Here is a 15428-nt window from a genome sequence, read left to right as displayed (position 1 = left end):
CCTCCCAAGACTCAGTGATCCATGATGCTCTATCGTGCATCTGAACTGGCCTGCTGCAAGGTTTCCGTCAAAAGAGGGCAGTTTAGTGCAGCTTTGGCCGCCAGCCAGCGACCGGGCGGCGCGCTCAGGCAGGCACGAGGAACAGTGTGATCGCCGGGAACATCACAAGGATCACGACCCGCGCAATGTCGGAGCCGACAAAGAACATGACCGCCTTGTAGGTTTCGGTCATCGGCGTTTCACGGTCCATTGCGTTGATGATGAACAGGTTCATCCCGACCGGAGGTGTGATCAGCCCGACCTCAACAACGATCAGCACGAGGATACCAAACCAGATCGCGACATGTTCCGGTGACATGCCGAAATCCATGGCCGAGATGACCGGAAAGAAAATCGGGACCGTCAGTAGGATCATCGACAGGCTGTCCATCAGGCAGCCGAACACGAGATAGAAAAGCAGAATGATGGACAGTACCAGCCAGGGCGAGAAACCCTGCGTCAGAACCCAGTCCGCCATGAACTGCGGCACCCCGGAGAGCGCCAGAAAACCGTTGTAGAAACTGGCGCCCAATACGATGAAGAAAATCATCGCGGTCGTTCTGGCTGTGCCCAGCAGGCTCTCACGGAAAACAGACCAGTTCAGGCTGCCGGACAGCAGTGCCACCAGACCAGTTCCCATAGCCCCGATAGCCGATCCTTCTGTCGGCGTGAAAACACCCAGGTAAATGCCGCCGACAACAACGGCAAAGATTGCCAGAACCGGCCAGGTTGCTCCAAGCGCTTTCCAGCGTTCCGCCATAGGCACGGCTTCTCTGGTACCTGCGGAATTCGGATAGAGGCGCACGTAAACCGAAATGGTCAGCATGTAACCAAGGGCCGCGAGAATGCCCGGGACAAAGGCCGCGAGAAACAGTTTCGCGATGTTCTGTTCGGTGATGATGGCGTAGATCACCAGAATAACCGAAGGGGGTATCAGAATGCCAAGCGTGCCGCCTGCAGCAAGCGTCGCAGTCGAAAATCCGCCCGAATAGCCGTAGCGGCGCAGTTCCGGCAAAGCCACGCGGGACATCGTTGCTGCCGTCGCCAGCGACGAGCCGCAGATCGCACCGAAACCGGCGCAGGCGCCGACCGACGCCATGGCCACCCCGCCCCGGCGGTGCCCCAGAAAACTCTCGGCAGCGCGGAAAAGCGCGGACGACATGCCCGACAGGGTCGCAAACTGCCCCATAAGCAGGAACATCGGGATGATCGAAAGCGAATAGCTCGAAAAGGTCGTATAGGTTTCAGACTTGAGTTTCGCGAGCAGCGGCGTCGGATTGCCGTTCATCGCATAATACCAGCCGCCGAAGCCACACAGCAGCATCGCGAGGCCAATCGGCGCACGCAGAAAGATCATCCCCAGAAGGACGGCAAAGGACCAGAAGCCGAGCTCCAGCCGGCTCATCTCCGCAAAGGGCAGCAGATCAAGGAGTGTGCTCATGAGGCTCAGGGTGCCGGGAGATAGGCGCGGCCGGTGATGCTTTCACCCACGCGCATGGCGGCGCAATAGACCGCTACGATACAGGTCACGACCGAGGCCGCGAAGCTCGCTGAGTAGGCCCACCAGACGGGAAACTGCAGAAAAAGCGTCGTCTCGCCATTGCGCAGATACCGCTGCACGCCGCCGAAAAGCTGCACGCAGATCAGGATCAGCGCTGCGGCCAGAACAACTTCCCAGAAAGCCGCGATTGTCCGGCCCACCGGTCCGGGCAGACGCGCGGTGAAAATGTCTACGGTCGCGTGGGCGCTATAGAGCTGGCAGACCGGAAAGAACGAAAAGATCGCAAAGGCAATGCCCGCCTCGAGCAGCTCGTAGTTTCCGTTGACCTCGCCAATGCCCAGATCCAGCAGTGTCTGCGCAAAACCACCCATCGTGTTTTCGACCCAGTCAGAATGCAGCCACTTGTTGATGGAGCGACCCAGGATGGACACCGTGGTCATGATCACTAGCCCGGTCAGCACGAGCCCGCCTGTCACAGCGGTGACGCGCGCAAGAAGCTTCATGGCCTGGTGCATTTCCGGATCCTGACTGGCAGATGCGCAAAGCCCGCGGCACCACCGGGCGCCGCGGGCAGGTTGATCGGTGCTTACTCGGTGTATTTGTCGATCAGCATGCGGGCTTCATCGATCAGCGCCTGACCATCGATGCCTTTTTCGTTCATGTCAGCCACCCATTCGTCATAAATGGGCTGCGCAACTTCTTTCCACGCTTCGGTTTCCTCAGCATTCAGCGTGACAATGTTGTTGCCGCGTGCCGCTGCTGCGGCGCGCGCCGGACCGTCACTGTCCGCCTGCGTGCCACCGGCGAAGACCGAGAACTCGAGACCGGAATTGTCATCAATGACTTTTTTCAGGTCATCCGGCAGGCTTTCGTAGCGGTCCTTGTTCATGGCCAGCACAAAGGTCAGGACATAAAGCGCGTTCCCGGTAAACTCGGTGTGGTTTTCAACCAGTTCAGGCACTTTCAGCGCTGCGGTGACTTCCCACGGGATCGTGGTGCCGTCGATCACGCCTTTGGAAAGCCCCTCCGGCACGGCCGGAACCGGCATGCCGACCGGCGTCGCGCCGACTTTTTCGAGCAGTGCATTCGCCAGACGGGACCCGCCGCGGATTTTCATCCCTTCCATATCAGAAGGAGAGCGGATTTCCTTGTTCGCGTGGATGAGACCCGGACCGTGAACCCAGGTGCCAAGGATATGCACATCTTTGAACTCAGTGTCCTTCATGTGCTTTTCGAACATTTCCCAGTAAGCGCGCGACGCGGCCCGGGCATTTGTCATCATAAAGGGCAGTTCAAACACCTCGGTGCTCGGATAGCGGCCCGGCGTATAGCCAACCACCGTCCAGACGATATCCGCCACACCATCAATAGCCTGGTCCATCAGCTCCGGCGGCTTGCCACCCAGCTGCATCGACGGAAACCGGTCAACCTTGATGCGGCCACCGCTGGCCTCTTCAACGTTATCCGCCCAGACATCCAGAACCAGTTTCGGCACATTGGCCTGCGGCGGCAGGAACTGGTGCAGCGTCAGCGTAACATCCTGCGCCAGTGTCGGGGTCGCCCCGACCCCGAGCGCCACAGCGGCAGCGCTGGCCAAATTCAGAAATGATTTCCGTGAGATCGTCATGTGTTTCCTCCCTGAAACCGGATCACGCCGCAGTTGAAACGGTCTTTGACCCACTTTTCCCTGATAAATTGCTATTGCAGATGCCGGAGGTTGTCACCCGTGTTTGTAACTAATTGATACAGGCCATGGCTCCGCAAAGCGGTTCCTGTCGCACGGGGAATTCCTGCATGGTGGGTGGTGGCGTTAGGTGGACTTGAACCACCGACCTAACGATTATGAGTCGTTCGCTCTAACCAACTGAGCTATAACGCCATCGGCGCGTCACCTATGCCAGCCTGCCTGCGCCGTCAAGCGGGAATCAACGATTAATCACCGCGAACCGCATCTATCATCCGCTGCACGTTGTCCGGGTCCGCATCCGGTGTGATCCCGTGACCAAGGTTGAAGATATGCGGCCCGCCGGAAAAGGCCTTCACAATGGCGCGGGTCTCATCCACCAGCGCCTGACCACCGGTCACCATATGACTGGACGCGAGATTGCCCTGCACGCACCCATCGGCCTGAACATGCTTTGCCGCCCAGGCCGCATCCACCGAGTTATCCAGAGCAACACAATCCACACCGGTCGCTTTTGCGAAACCGATGTAATTGTCACCCGCCTCGCGCGGGAATCCGATCACCGGGATATGCGGATAACGCCCTTTGAGGGCCGCCGTGATACGTCGTGCAGGCTCCAGCGCGTATCTGTTGAAATCCTCTCCTTTGAGCGAGCCCGCCCAGCTGTCGAATATCTTCACAACCTCGGCACCGGCGTCAATCTGGGCCGCAAGATAGTCAATCGTGCCTTCAGTGATGCGGTCCAGCAGCGCCTCAAAGAGCGCGCGATTCTCATCCTTCAGCGCATGTGCGGGTCCCTGATCAGGCGTCCCGCGGCCCGCAATCATGTAGGTTGCAACGGTCCAGGGCGCCCCGGCGAAACCGATCAGCGTGGTCTCTGCAGGCAGTTCCCGGCGCAGGATGCGGACGGTCTCATAGATCGGGTTCAGCGTCTCATGAATGTCGCTGACCGGCCCCAGTTTATCAAAATCATCCTGGCTGGTGATGGTCGACAACCGTGGCCCTTCGCCCGTGACAAACCACAGGTCAGCCCCCAGCGCCTCGGGCAAAAGCAGAATGTCGGCAAACAGAATGGCGGCATCGAACCCATAACGCCGGATCGGCTGCAGCGTGACTTCCGCCGCGAGTTCAGAATTGTAGCAGAGTGACAGAAAATCACCGGCCTGCGCCCGGGTCGCGCGGTATTCAGGCAGGTAACGGCCGGCCTGGCGCATCATCCAGATCGGCGGCGTGGGCAACGTTTCTCCTGCAAGGGCACGCAGGATGGTTTTGGTCTGGCTCATCGTCTGAATTCCGTCTTTCATGGCGCACATCCTGCTTCTAGCCTGAGATTCTTAATCATTCCAGTTGTCAGTTTAAGTTGACACATCTAAAAGATAAACCCATGACAGTGCACCTTCCCACCCCCGACTCTCCGCTCAAAATCGGTACGCGCGGCTCACCGCTCGCGCTGGCGCAGGCCTATGAAACCCGCGAAAGACTGATGCGCGCCTTTGATCTGCCCGAGGGTGCCTTCGAGATTGTCATTATCAAAGTGACCGGCGATGCGATCCAGGATCGCCCACTCAAAGAGATCGGCGGCAAAGGATTGTTCACCCGTGAGATCGAGGAAGATCTGCTGTCGGGAAAGATCGACATCGCGGTCCACTCGATGAAGGATATGCCAACCATCCAGCCGGACGGACTGGTGCTGGACACCTATCTGCCCCGAGAGGACGTACGCGATGCCTTCGTCTCACCGCAGCTGTCCGGGATCGCCGATCTGGCCTCCGGCGCGGTTGTCGGCACCTCCAGTCTGCGGCGCAAGGCTCAGCTGCTGCACCGCCGCCCTGACCTGAAAGTTGTCGAGTTCCGCGGCAACGTTCAGACACGTCTGAAAAAACTGGCAGACGGGGTGGCCGAATGCACATTTCTCGCTGCTGCCGGGCTGAACCGCCTGAATATGGATCATGTTCCTGCGACACCAATTGATGCATCTGACATGCTGCCTGCTGTGGCCCAGGGTGCTATCGGAATCGAACGGCGCATCGCCGACGACAATACTGCCGGGCTGCTGGCTGCCATTCATGACACGGAAACCGGTCAGCGTCTTGCGGCCGAACGCAGCTTCCTGCTGACGCTCGACGGGTCCTGTGAGACACCCATCGCCGGGCTTGCCGAACTGGACGGCGGCACACTCAACCTGCGCGGCGAAGTCCTGCGCCCGGATGGCAGCGACGCGATCGCAGGGCGCCGCAGCGGGCCCGTTGCAGATGGCGCGGAAATGGGCCGCGACCTCGCAAAGCAACTGCTGTCACAGGCCGGAGATGGCTTTTTTGACTGGCACTGACGGGTTCTGGTTCAGACCCATTTGGCCAGCGGCGGCAGGCTCATAAGAACTGCATTTGCATCGTGGCCGGTCTCGAGCCCGAATTTTGTGCCCCGGTCATAGACCAGGTTGTATTCGGCGTAGAGCCCTCTGTGCACAAGCTGCGCGTCCTTATGCTCATCGGACCACGGCATCCCGCGGCGCTTGCGGACCAGCGGCAGGTACGCCGGCAAAAACGCCCGCCCGATGTCCTGCGTCAGCGCAAAATCAGCCGCCCAGTCACCGGTGCAGTGATCATCCATAAAGATACCACCAACACCGCGCGCCCTGCCCCGGTGCGGAACAAAGAAATACTCATCCGCCCAGGCTTTCAGTTTCGGGTAGTGTTCATCGCCATGCGGAGCCAGATGCGTCTGTTGCGTGGCATGAAAATGTGCCGTGTCCTCATCATATTCGATGCAGGGGTTGAGGTCGGACCCACCGCCGAACCACCAGGCATGTGGTGTCCAGAACATGCGCGTGTTCATGTGTACGGCTGGCGCATGCGGGTTCTGCATATGCGCCACAAGGCTGATCCCGCTGGCCCAGAAACGTGGGTCGTCCTTCATGCCCGGGATACCTTTGCGCGCTGCCATTGCCATCTGGGCGCGCTCACCCAGCGTGCCGTAGACCGTGGAAATGTTGACCCCGACCTTCTCGAAAACACGTCCGCCGCGCATCACGCTCATCAGTCCGCCGCCGGCATCGGAGCCATCATCACTGGTGCGGGTCGTTTCGGTCACCTCAAAGGTACCGGGGGCCGCATCACTGAGAGGACCTTCGCTGTGATCCTGTTCCAGCTCTTCAAACGCGCCGACGATCTCGTCCCGCAGCGTCCGGAACCAGGCGGAGGCCTGTTGTTTCTCTGTATCAAAAGGTTCGGTCATGATGCGCCTGATGTGTCAGTTTTCTGTGACACTTGTTTAACGCGGAAATGGCCGGAACGGAAAGAAGGAATTATCAGTGCGCGGGTGCCGTCACCGCATCCAGCAGGCTGCGTCCACCATCAACGGTGATCACCTCTCCCGTCATAAAGCCGGAGCTTTCGGCCGCAAGGAACTGAACGGCATCGGCCAGCTCGGTCGGCCCGGCGATCCGTCCCATGGGAGTATGCGCACGGATATCGTCACGCCACTCGCTGTTTTCCACCACCGAGGATTTCAGAGATGCGCTCATCACAGACCCGAAGGCCACAGCGTTTACGCGGATCCGTTCAGGTGCCAGCGCCAGCGCCATCGATTTCGTCATCTGTTCCAGCGCCGCAGACGCGATGGAATACCCCATCAGCTCGGGCCGGGTGTTTCGCGCCGCGATCGAGCTGAGGTTCACAATGGATCCAAGCTGCCCTTCCGGCTGATCAGCGCCCTGTTTCATCATGCGTTTTGCGACCTGTTGGGTGAGCTGCAGCGCTGTCATCAGGTTCTGCTCCAGCAGTACTTCGACGGAGTTGTCCTCAACATCCATCGCGTTCGTCGGCATAACCTGACGCGATGCGTTGACCAGAATGTCGACACGGTCAAAGGCATCGATGGTCGCCGACACCAGGTTGGCAATTGTCAGACGCTGCCGCAGGTCCCCCGCGAAATAACGCAGAGTGGCATCGTCTTTCTGCTCTCCCCATTCAGCCGCCAGCCGCTTTTCGTCCATATCGGCACACATGACATTCGCGCCCCGGTCGGCGAACTGGCGCGCAATCGCCAGGCCAATGCCATTCGCGGCACCTGTCACGATTGCGGTCTTTCCTTTGATGGAAAATGACATCTTGTCCTTTCTGACGCGCGACGCGCCCTCTGGAACCTGTTATCTGCGGCGCCTCAGCGGGCGCGTGGCCTGGAACAGTTTGAAGCGGTTGTCTCCACCCACTTCAGTCACCTTTGAAAAGAACTTCTGCAGTGTTGCTTCATACGGCAGATGGCGGTTTGCCACCATCCATAAATGGCCGTTTGACGCAAGAAGCCGCGCAGCAGACGCGACAAAAGCCTGGCCCAGCGCCGGATCTGCGTCGCGCCCCGTATGAAACGGAGGATTCATGACCACTGTGTCGCAGGGTCCGGGCGCCTGCCAGCGGGTCGCATCTGCCCAGTAAAACGCAGCCCGCGGATCCGTGACATTGTGGCGCGCGCATTCCAGCGCCATATGGCCTGCCTCGACCAGGTGCACCTGTTCAACAGTTTCGCGGGTCAGAACATGCGCGGAGAGAAAACCCCAGCCCGCGCCCAGATCAACGACTGTGCGGCCCAGACGTTCGGGCAGCGCCTGCGCCAGCAACGCGGACGCAGGATCAACCGCATCCGCTGAAAAAACACCTGGGGCTGTCCAGAAACCACCTTCGGTCAGTGCTGGCCCGGCCTGCCAGTCTGCAAAATCCCCGGGATCGGCATCCGGCATCACAAACAGTTTGCCGTGCGCCCGGATGAAAGGACCTGTAACTTCGGTGCGGCGGCGTGCTGCGCGCAGGATGCTGTCGGCACCATCCGTTTTCTGACCATCAATCAGAACCGGCCCTTTCGTCATCCGCACCGCATCCGCAATCATCGCATGAGCTTCGGCCCTTGCACGCGGCAGGCAAACCACCGACGCGTCATAGATGCCTTCGGGCTCTACCGCACAGGCCATACCGCGTGTCGTCCAGGCGTCGAATGCCGGGCGGAACCCCTCGATAATCTCCACCTGAAACCCTTCGAGTGCGGACAGGGAGGCGTCCACAGGAGGCCGGAAAACCGCAACGCGCCCGCCGGATGGCAGAAGAGGGCCGCCTTCCCCAAGGGCCAGCGGCAATCGGGCATCAATCATGTGCCTATTCTTCTTTTTCCATGGTGCATTGCAGGGGATGCTGGTGACGCCGAGCAAAGTCCATCACCTGAGCGACTTTGGTTTCCGCAATCTCGTGGCTGAAAACGCCCACAACCGCGACGCCTTTTTTGTGAACCGTCAGCATGATCTCAAACGCCTGGGCGTGGTTGAGCCCAAAGAAACGTTCCAGCACATGCACAACAAACTCCATCGGTGTGAAGTCGTCGTTCAGCAACAGAACCTTGTAAAGCGGGGGGCGCTTTGTTTTAGGTCGGGTCGCTGTCAGGACCGAGGAATCTCCCTCGTCATCCGAATGGTCTGACATCATGATAGCTTCTCGGTGCATTGCTGCTCCTGACAGGCTGTTTGTGCGGTGAGTCTCAGTTGGGTCTATATAACCTGTCTTCGGATTTAGAAAAGGGGTTGGAATGGCGCGCAAAGTAACGACAGTCGGCTTTGATGCTGACGACACGCTCTGGCATAATGAGCGGTACTTCCAGCTGACCCAGGCACACTTTGCGGATCTTCTTTCCGATTACACGGAAAAAGACACTCTGATGCAACGGCTGGTCGCGGCGGAAAAACGTAATCTTGGCCAGTATGGATTCGGCGTGAAAGGCTTCACACTGTCGATGATCGAAACTGCACTGGACGTCACCGACCGCCGGGTGTCAGGCGCAGTGATCGAGGAAATACTCAATGCCGGGCGCGAGATGCTGGCCAACCCGGTCGATCTGTTGCCGCACGCGCAGGCGGCGGTGGCGGAAGCGGCGGAAAACTACCGTATTCTGTTGATAACAAAGGGTGATCTTCTTGATCAGGAGCGCAAACTGGCTCAATCCGGTCTGGGTGATCTCTTTGATGCGGTGGAAATCGTCTCGGACAAAAACACCAGTGTCTACCGGGATATTTTTGATCGTCACGGGCACAGTGCCGACAGCGGCGTTATGGTCGGTAATTCGGTCCGGTCAGATGTTCTGCCAATGATCGAAGCGGGCGGTTTCGGTGTTCATGTCCCCTACCATGTGACCTGGGAACTGGAACATGCAGAAACCCCGGTATCACATGACCGGTTCCGCAGTCTGCCGGACCTGAGCACCCTCAGCACGCTCCTTGCCGGGTTGCCGTAACAGGTGCACGAATTTCGGGCAATAAAGTTAACGGCATTCCGGAAATCCGGGTTTCACCGAAACTTAACGCAATTCCCTTAAAACAATAACTTTATTGAAACCGAAACCTGTGTTAGCCTCCGGCACATAAAAAGCCAGCCGAACAATCGGCGGCATGAGGCAGAAAAGGCAGTGATCATGAAGGTTCGGCGCACGTGGCCGGCCCGTTACGGGCTATTTATTCTCGCAGCTTTGTGGATGCTGGTCATCCTGCCGCTCAGCGCCGCAGCGGCGCCTTATGCGGCAATGGTGATGGATGCGCGTACGGGCGAGGTTCTGCATTCAAGAAACGCGGACACACGCCTGCATCCGGCCTCTCTCACCAAGATGATGACGCTCTATATCGCATTCGAAGCGGTGGAACGCGGCGAAATTTCGCTTGATACCAAAGTCAGAATTTCGCGTTTCGCAGCCGCCGAGCCGCCGTCGAAACTGGGTCTGAAAGCAGGCCAGCGCATTGCGTTCCGCTACCTGATCCGCGCCGCCGCCGTCAAATCTGCCAACGACGCGGCAACAGCCATCGGCGAAGCTCTGGAAGGATCAGAAGCGGCATTTGCCCGCCGCATGAACCGTACGGCCAAGGCGCTTGGCATGTCGCGCACCACCTTCAAGAACGCACATGGCCTGACGGAACGCGGCCATATGTCTACCGCCCGGGATATGACGATCATGGGGCGGCATATGCTGTATGATTATCCGGAATATTATAACCTGTTTTCCCGCAAATCGACACACGCCGGGGTACGCAATGTCGCGAACACAAACCGGCGGCTGCTGTCCGCCTATCGCGGCGCTGACGGCATCAAGACGGGATATACCCGTGCAGCCGGGTTCAACCTTGTCGCCTCGGCTGAACGGGGACAGGAACGCATCATCGCCACAGTTTTCGGGGGCACATCTACCAGCGCCCGCAACGCCCGTGTTGCCGAATTGCTCGATATGGGTTTCAAACGCGCGCCCAGCCGTGCCCGGCTGAAAAAGCCGGGACTGCCCGTTTACCGTTCCAAGCCCACGCGCCCGAATACCATTCTGGCGTCCAGCCTCCGGCCTGCGCTGCGTCCGCGCGCGGTCATCGCGCAGCCGCTTCTCGTGACACGTACGGATGAGGCGATTGCTGCTGCCCTTTCAGGAGAGACTGCACCGGTGGCACCTGCTCCGGCGGCGGCTGCTGCAAGTACCGCCGGCCTCCTGAATACGGATACGACAACGGCACTTCTGGCAGCGCAGGCTGCTCAGGCACTGGATGAAACTGAAAGCGCGCCAGCGAACAAGCCGGAAGGCACCTTTGTATCCGCGCGACCCGTTTTGCGCCCGGGTTCAGCAACCACCGCGGCAACAGCCGGCCAGCAGGAAGCCACAGCCGTTATTTCGCCCGAACCCGAGGTTGTCACACGACTCTCGACATCAGGCGGGCATCAGTGGGGCGTAAATGTCGGGCAATACACGTCGCGATACAATGCAGAGCGCGCGCTGGTCACGACAGCGCTTGCTGAAATGGCCACACTGGACGGGACACTTCGAAAAGTCGTGAAACGGCCTACAGGCTTTGATGCGAATTTTCTTGGCATGACACAGGAAAGCGCGGACCTGGCCTGCCGTCGGCTGGCCGCCCGCAATATCAGTTGTCAGACGGTCGGTCCGTCCTGACGCTTTCCGGGCGCGGACGGCTATCCCAGTCATCATTCAGTATGCGCCGGCTGTCACCGTCAGGATCGTCATACTGACGGCTCCTGATCGTAAAAACGAACGCCGCAAGACCAAGTCCGCCAAGCAACAGCGACACCGGAATGAGATAGGCCAGTACGTTCATTTCCCTGTTCCTGCGACCCTGAGAGCGTTCGCCGATACAGTAAGCGAAGACAGCGACATCGCAAGCGCAGCGATCAGCGGTGTCGCCAGTCCGGCAACGGCCAGCGGCACGGCCACAATATTGTAGACCGTCGCTATCCGGAAATTCTCGCGAATACGTTTGGTCGCTCGGCAGGCAGTATCAAGCGCATCTGCGACGGGTGACAAATCCCTGCCAAGCAACACAATGTCGGATGCCGCGCGCGCCGCATCCAGCGCCTGCGCGGGACTGATCGAGACATGTGCAGCGGCCAGCGCGCCCGTATCATTCAGACCGTCCCCGACCATCAGAACCTTTCGCCCGTTTTCCTGCAGTTTCTGAACGAACGCTGCTTTCTGATCAGGCAGAACGCCGGCCTGCCATTCGGTGATCCCAAGGGCGTTCGCAACCGCACGTACCGATGCCGCCCGGTCGCCCGAAAGAAGGATCACTTCTTTCCCTGCGGCCTCCAGCTGGGGCACAAGACTGTCGGCTCCGGGACGCAACGCATCCCAAAACGACAGGATCACTGGTTTATCGGTGCCCCGCAGAAATGCAGCACTCAGCTGGTCATCGGGAACATCAGCGCCCAGCCATTCCGGGCGGCCGAGCCGCACAGGTTGCCCAGCGATCTCCGCCTCCGTGCCGTATCCGGGTATCTCACGCAGATTGTCTGCCTCAGACGCAAAAACCCCTGCATCCCGTGCGGCGGCGGCCACCGCCTGAGACAGAGGATGTGACGACGCCTGAGCAAGCGCGGCGACTGCAGACTTTTGATCTGCGGTCAGATCATGCCAGTTCGACAACTTCGGCTGTCCGCTCGTCAAAGTGCCCGTTTTGTCAAAAACCACTGTGTCCGCTTCGGCCAGACGCTCCAGGGCGGTCGAATTCTTGATCAGCAGGCCGCGCCCGAAAAGCCGCCCGGATGCCGCAGTGGTCACCGCCGGAACAGCAAGACCCAGCGCGCAGGGGCAGGTAATGATCAGAACGGCAGCCGCAATATTGGCCGCAACACGCATATCCCCGGACCAGACCAGCCAACCCAGAAAGGAGAGCGCCGCCAGAATATGCACACCCGGCGCGTAAAGCTTGGCCGCCTTATCCGCCAGTGATGTATAGCGCGACCTGCCGCTCTCCGCGACGGCAACCAGTGCCGCGAGGCGGTGCAGCGATGTTTCTGCTCCGACAGCCGTCGCCTGAACGACAAGCGGCCCCGTCAGGTTCACTTCGCCCGCGCTCACAGCATCACCGGACTGGCGCAGTTCCGGCAGCGTTTCACCGGTGAGCGCAGAGCGGTCCGTCTCCGAAGCCCCCTCCAGGACAATCCCGTCTACAGGGGCACGGGATCCGGGCCGTACCAGCACCGCGTCACCTGCATTCAGACGGCTCACCGGCACCTCCACCGGTTCCTGCCCCTGCATCACCCAGGCGCGTGGCACTTCCAGCGCAGTCAGTTCCTCTGCGGCGGATCGCGCCGCAGACCGCGCGCGGGCCTCAAGCCAGCGCCCGGCGAGCAGGAAAAACGTCAGCGTCAGCGCAGCATCGAAATAGGCGTGCTCTCCGGAAAGCCATGTCTCCCAGAGGGACGTTGCCACAGCCAGCGCAATCGCCAGGCTGATCGGCACATCCATATTCAGGCGACCGGCCCGCAGTGCGCCCCAGGCGTTGCGGAAAAACGGCTGTGCCGAAAACGCCAGCGCCGGCAGTGTGATGGCTGCAGAGATCCAGTGAAACATATCACGCGTGGCGTCTGTGGCCCCGGACCAGACTGCAACTGATAACAGCATCACGTTCATGGCAGCAAAGCCCGCAACCGCCATGCGCATGAGCAGATCGCGCCCCATGCTGCCGGTCCGCGTCTCCTGCAGCGCGTCAGGATCCAGTTCCCAGGCGTCAAAGCCGGATGCCCGGACTGTTTCTGCCAGCTCCACAGCAGTCACATCAGCCGCCGCATCAATTGTGACCTGTTTCCGGGTGAGATTAACCCGTGCATGCCGGACGCCGGGATGGGCAAGCAGTGCCTGCTCTACCGTAGCGATACACGCCTGGCAGTGAATGGTCGGGACAGACAGTGCCAGCGAGGCATTGCGGAGCGGCGCATCCTCTGTCTGCCCGGGTGCAGCGATGCAACCGGGGCAGGCAACGGCGGATGGCTGCTCCGCGAGTGTCATGATCTGTCGTCCGCAATATGAAGAATGACACGCTGCCGGAACTCAGCGCCACCATCCTGCCGTGCCACCATCCGTATGTTCCAGTTGCCCGGCGCAAGAACCGCATCCGCAACATAGGCTTCACCGTTGAATGCAAAATCCGGCCGCTGATCATCGCGTACATGCGTTGCACGGCCCAGGGTCGCATCAAGTGCGCTGACCCGCACCGGCTCACCCTCGCGGTCGGTGATCGACAGGCTGATCTGGTCGCCGAGAGCGCTGGCGGTGACAGTCCAGCCAAGCGCCTGTTGCGCGGCGCGATCCGCATCAAACTTCTGGCTCGCAACATATGAATTGCTGACCTCAAGCCCCGGGAAAGTCTTCACGGCGCTGAACGCAAGCGTCAGGTTCACCGCGATGATGACAGCAAAGGCTGCGCCAAAGATCAGGGCGACGTGACGTCCTTTGAGTTCTCTGGTCATTATTGCTCTCCTGTTCCGATAAAGCTGCTGTCTTTATATGCCCGGTCGCCGTTGGTCAGATCCTCGACCCAGAAACGAAGATCCGAACGCTCACCGCCGGCAGGCACTGATCCCGGTGGCGCTATGACATAGACGCGCTGGAGCAGCGACGTGTCGGCCGGAACTTCGATGGATCCATAGGGCGTGCCTTCGAGATCAATCCTGACAGCCGGGTCGCCCACCACACTGAGCCTGAACAGCCGGTCGTCATTGTTTTTGTTGCGCAGCCGGATTTCATAGGTGTTCCGGATCGATCCGTCAGAAAGCGTCACAAAGGTCGGGTTACGCACTGCGGCAACGGTCATTTCGATGTCCGCGCGCACAAAAAGTGCCACGACGAGCGCGATGCCAACGGCCGACCAGAGTGCTGTGTAGAGAATGGTCCGGGGCCGGAAGACATGTTTCCAGATCGCGCGCGGCGCGGCACCGCGCCGCTCGGCTGTTTCGTCCGAAAGGGCGAGGTAGTCGATCAGGCCACGCGGCTTGCCAATCCGCTCCATCACGTCATCACAGGCGTCGATACACAGCGCACAGGTGATGCATTCCATCTGCTGCCCGTCACGGATGTCGATCCCCATGGGGCAGACGTTCACGCAGGCCATACAGTCGATGCAATCGCCCATCGGCTCTGTTTTTGCGGCTTCACTGTGTTTGCGCGGCTCGCCCCGCCACTCGCGATAGGCCACGGTGAGGGTGTCCTCGTCCATCATCGCGCCCTGGATACGCGGCCAGGGGCAGGCATAGATACAGATCTGCTCGCGGGCAAATCCGCCAAATCCGAAGGTTGTCGCGGTCAGAATGGCGACAGTGATATAGGCGACCGCCGCGGCCTGCCCTGTGAAAAGGTCCACAAACAGGGTTGGCGCATCGGCGAAATAGAACACCCAGGCACCGCCGGTTGCCATCGCAATCAACAGCCAGAGCGTCCATTTGACGAGGCGCAGCCGCAGTTTGCGGAAATCCATCTTTTCCTGCCGGTGCAGACGCAGGCGGGCGTTGCGGTCTCCCTCAACCCAGCGTTCCACCAGAATGAAAAGGTCCGTCCAGACCGTCTGGGGGCAGGCGTATCCGCACCAGACGCGACCCAGAGCCGATGTGAAAAGGAACAGACCCAGCCCCGCCATAATCAGCAGGCCAGCCACGAAGTAAAACTCATGGCTCCAGATATCGATCCAGAAGAAATAGAACCGCCGGTGCGCCAGATCGAGCAGCACAGCCTGATCCGGCAGCTCCGGCCCCCGGTCCCATCTGATCCAGGGCACCAGGTAATAGATGCCGAGGGTGACCGCCATGATCACCCATTTCAGATTGCGGAATGTGCCGGAAACACGGCGCGGAAAAATCGGTTCGCGCGCCGCGTAGAGACTGGGAGGTGGGACTTGATCTGTCACTGCTG

The 15428-nt window shown here is 59.9% G+C and carries 15 protein-coding genes and 1 tRNA gene; 3 read left to right on the top strand and 13 right to left on the bottom strand.

The window, feature by feature from the left end:
• Positions 1 to 124: 124 nt before the first annotated feature.
• From ACZ1HA_RS19255 to hemE, 5 genes are all read right to left on the bottom strand, one after another.
• A complete protein-coding gene (locus ACZ1HA_RS19255) occupies positions 125 to 1444 on the bottom strand; it encodes a TRAP transporter large permease (RefSeq protein ID WP_472715358.1) in 1320 nt (439 codons plus the stop codon).
• Between the two features lie 41 nt (positions 1445 to 1485).
• On the bottom strand, positions 1486 to 2055 hold the full coding sequence (locus ACZ1HA_RS19250; RefSeq protein WP_472715040.1) for a TRAP transporter small permease: 570 nt from the start codon (positions 2053 to 2055) through the stop codon (positions 1486 to 1488).
• A 71-nt stretch (positions 2056 to 2126) separates the two neighbouring features.
• On the bottom strand, positions 2127 to 3167 hold the full coding sequence (locus ACZ1HA_RS19245; protein WP_472715039.1) for a TRAP transporter substrate-binding protein: 1041 nt from the start codon (positions 3165 to 3167) through the stop codon (positions 2127 to 2129).
• Positions 3168 to 3342: 175 nt separating this feature from the next.
• A tRNA-Met gene (locus ACZ1HA_RS19240) sits at positions 3343 to 3419 on the bottom strand.
• 53 nt (positions 3420 to 3472) lie between these two features.
• Positions 3473 to 4507, bottom strand: coding sequence for a uroporphyrinogen decarboxylase (gene hemE, locus ACZ1HA_RS19235; protein ID WP_472715357.1), 1035 nt, complete (start codon positions 4505 to 4507; stop codon positions 3473 to 3475).
• Positions 4508 to 4608: 101 nt separating this feature from the next.
• Here hemE and hemC point away from each other — a divergent pair, with 101 nt between their 5' ends.
• Positions 4609 to 5553: a hydroxymethylbilane synthase gene (gene hemC / locus ACZ1HA_RS19230; protein WP_472715038.1), complete on the top strand. Its 945-nt coding sequence runs from the start codon at positions 4609 to 4611 to the stop codon at positions 5551 to 5553.
• Positions 5554 to 5564: 11 nt separating this feature from the next.
• Here hemC and hemF read toward each other — a convergent pair whose 3' ends face one another.
• The 4 genes from hemF to clpS form a co-directional block, all read right to left on the bottom strand.
• Entirely contained in the window at positions 5565 to 6458 is an 894-nt protein-coding gene (gene hemF / locus ACZ1HA_RS19225; protein WP_472715037.1) for an oxygen-dependent coproporphyrinogen oxidase, read from the bottom strand.
• A 73-nt stretch (positions 6459 to 6531) separates the two neighbouring features.
• Positions 6532 to 7332, bottom strand: coding sequence for an SDR family NAD(P)-dependent oxidoreductase (locus tag ACZ1HA_RS19220; RefSeq protein WP_375229097.1), 801 nt, complete (start codon positions 7330 to 7332; stop codon positions 6532 to 6534).
• Positions 7333 to 7371: 39 nt separating this feature from the next.
• Positions 7372 to 8364 (bottom strand): class I SAM-dependent methyltransferase, encoded by a 993-nt coding sequence (locus ACZ1HA_RS19215; protein WP_472715036.1) that lies wholly within the window; start codon positions 8362 to 8364, stop codon positions 7372 to 7374.
• A gap of 4 nt (positions 8365 to 8368) precedes the next feature.
• Positions 8369 to 8710, bottom strand: a complete 342-nt coding sequence (clpS, locus tag ACZ1HA_RS19210) for an ATP-dependent Clp protease adapter ClpS (protein ID WP_375229099.1) — start codon at positions 8708 to 8710, stop codon at positions 8369 to 8371.
• Between the two features lie 82 nt (positions 8711 to 8792).
• On the opposite strand from clpS, the gene ACZ1HA_RS19205 reads away from it, so the two are divergent.
• Entirely contained in the window at positions 8793 to 9494 is a 702-nt protein-coding gene (locus ACZ1HA_RS19205) for an HAD family hydrolase (protein WP_472715035.1), read from the top strand.
• 177 nt (positions 9495 to 9671) lie between these two features.
• Positions 9672 to 11180 (top strand): D-alanyl-D-alanine carboxypeptidase family protein, encoded by a 1509-nt coding sequence (locus tag ACZ1HA_RS19200; protein WP_472715034.1) that lies wholly within the window; start codon positions 9672 to 9674, stop codon positions 11178 to 11180.
• Here ACZ1HA_RS19200 and ccoS read toward each other — a convergent pair.
• The 4 genes from ccoS to ccoG are packed head-to-tail and all read right to left on the bottom strand — an operon-like array spanning position 11152 to position 15423.
• A complete protein-coding gene (ccoS, locus tag ACZ1HA_RS19195; RefSeq protein ID WP_375229102.1) occupies positions 11152 to 11343 on the bottom strand; it encodes a cbb3-type cytochrome oxidase assembly protein CcoS in 192 nt (63 codons plus the stop codon). The two genes, ACZ1HA_RS19200 and ccoS, sit on opposite strands and share 29 nt — an antisense overlap.
• Complete coding sequence (locus ACZ1HA_RS19190) at positions 11340 to 13532, bottom strand: heavy metal translocating P-type ATPase (RefSeq protein WP_472715033.1); 2193 nt, start codon at positions 13530 to 13532, stop codon at positions 11340 to 11342. Before ACZ1HA_RS19190 ends, ccoS begins: the two co-directional genes overlap by 4 nt.
• A complete protein-coding gene (locus tag ACZ1HA_RS19185) occupies positions 13529 to 13993 on the bottom strand; it encodes a FixH family protein (RefSeq protein ID WP_472715032.1) in 465 nt (154 codons plus the stop codon). Before ACZ1HA_RS19185 ends, ACZ1HA_RS19190 begins: the two co-directional genes overlap by 4 nt.
• Complete coding sequence (gene ccoG / locus ACZ1HA_RS19180) at positions 13993 to 15423, bottom strand: cytochrome c oxidase accessory protein CcoG (protein ID WP_472715031.1); 1431 nt, start codon at positions 15421 to 15423, stop codon at positions 13993 to 13995. The genes ACZ1HA_RS19185 and ccoG overlap by 1 nt, the downstream gene beginning before the upstream one ends.
• Between the last annotated feature and the right edge of the window lie 5 nt (positions 15424 to 15428).

It is taken from the genome of Roseobacter sp. S87, assembly GCF_055693285.1.
The sequence above is the reverse complement of the archived record's forward strand: the minus strand, read 5'-3'. Positions and strand labels throughout refer to the sequence as shown.